This window comes from Bradyrhizobium hipponense, assembly GCF_008123965.1.
Classification (GTDB): Bacteria; Pseudomonadota; Alphaproteobacteria; order Rhizobiales; family Xanthobacteraceae; genus Bradyrhizobium; species Bradyrhizobium hipponense.
In genome coordinates this window covers 1-1,667 of the sequence record NZ_VSTH01000305.1, presented here as the reverse complement: position 1 = coordinate 1,667, position 1,667 = coordinate 1, and the positions used below count along the sequence as shown (strand labels likewise).

The window sequence follows — 1,667 nt, the reverse complement described above, 5'->3', positions numbered from 1 at the left end:
AAACCCATGACGCAGTAAGAGTAATCCGGAATACGCAGTTGTCGTTAGTGACGTGTTGCGCGGATTTCGAGCGTCGTCTGGGTGAGCCTGGCCACGAACCCCTCAAAATGCATGACCCTTTGTCTGGTCAATTGTCCATGCAACTCGGCGATCTTCTGGGATTCGGCGATCAACGATTCGCACACCTGTCTCGCGTACTCCATCTGAAGCTCAAAGGCCTCGATGGGTGAGCGCGCCGTCGCGAGCTTTCCCAGGAAGGTCCAGGCGTGCTCAAGCGACGTCCTCGTGTAGTCGCTATAGGCAACGGCAATCGCCTGCGTGCTGGCCTGGGAGGGTTCCACCGGTGCGACGGGCGCGCTTGCAGCGATCTCCATCCCGGAAGCCTCGCCCGGCAAGGCTGCAGCCGGGGGTATCTGCGCACTGATCTCTCGGCTTATCTCTTGCTCGGTCTCTTGCCTGTTCTCTTGGCTGATCTCCGCCGAGGCATCCGGCGATTGATGGGCTGCACTTGCGTGTTGCTCGCCGGCCCCGGTCCGTTGCCCGCCCTTCTTCTTCCCGCCGCGCCGGCCGGATTTTCCCGTTGGCTTATTTTCGACCGCACTCAACATTGCAAATGGCTCCTGAATATCGCTGAAGCCGCAAGCCTCCGTCGTGTTTGCGCTGAAATCGCGATTGTGGATTGTCGCTTGCGTGGCGGCCATGTGGTGAGATTTTGCCGGGCATCGGCAAGGCCATCCATGCTCGCCGCATCCGCGTCATCGATCTCGTCGTTGGCGAGATCGATGAAGGAGCGCTTGGTCGTTCCGTATGCAGTTCCACGCGAGCGCGGCAGTCAATTGAGCGGACTATCACCATAATTATCTACAAGTTGAATGCACTGAACCGTAATTCCTGGTAATTCCTTGACGGTGCATTCAATCCAAATTGGTCAGCCAATTAAGTGCACCGTCATCTTAATCCAAAGCGTTATTTCTGACGAAATGGGCCCGGGTCAGGGCCCACTTTTGCCCACACTTTGTTATATTTAGTGATTGAACTTGTGTAGCATGATTTAATTAGTTTAAATCCCCAGGATGATTTAAATTAAATGCAAAAACCATCAGGGGTCGCCGTACCGGTTCCACTTTTCTTGGCAACGAAATCGCTGTGGTGAACGCGCAGCTCTATCGCCCGTTACGCCGGCATATAGGGAGGGTCTAACATGAGCGGCCTCCATCATACCCAGACTTTCCCGGCGGCACCGCGATGGGCGGATCTCTTCAAATCCGGCAATGTGCCGGGGGCGGGCAATTCATGCTGTGGAGCAGATGCTGCTGCCGTTGTTCTTCGCCACCGCTTAGAAGCGTTAGCTTCTCAGCTCGCCGAACTGGAAGCCCTTCGCGAACGACTGCATCAGGCTGAGCAGAGGATCGGGCCGAGACACACCCAACGAAACGCGACGATACCGGCCTCTGAAGATGCGCGCGCGTTTGCACCTGCACGATTAATCGCGGATTGAGACGCGCGGATACGCAAGCGAACTTCGCGCTGCCCGAAGCAATCGGAGGCAGGTGTGCAGAGATCGGTGATCAAGTTTACTGTCGTAGCAACGTTGCTGATGACCCTGATGACTCCTCCCGTAATCACCCAGGCCTTTGGCCACGGGAGCGGTGGGGGCGGAGGTGGCG

General features: G+C 56.7%; 1 protein-coding gene. It reads right to left on the bottom strand.

The window, feature by feature from the left end:
• Positions 1-44: 44 nt before the first annotated feature.
• Positions 45-701: a phasin family protein gene (locus FXV83_RS42205; RefSeq protein ID WP_148745881.1), complete on the bottom strand. Its 657-nt coding sequence runs from the start codon at positions 699-701 to the stop codon at positions 45-47.
• Between the last annotated feature and the right edge of the window lie 966 nt (positions 702-1,667).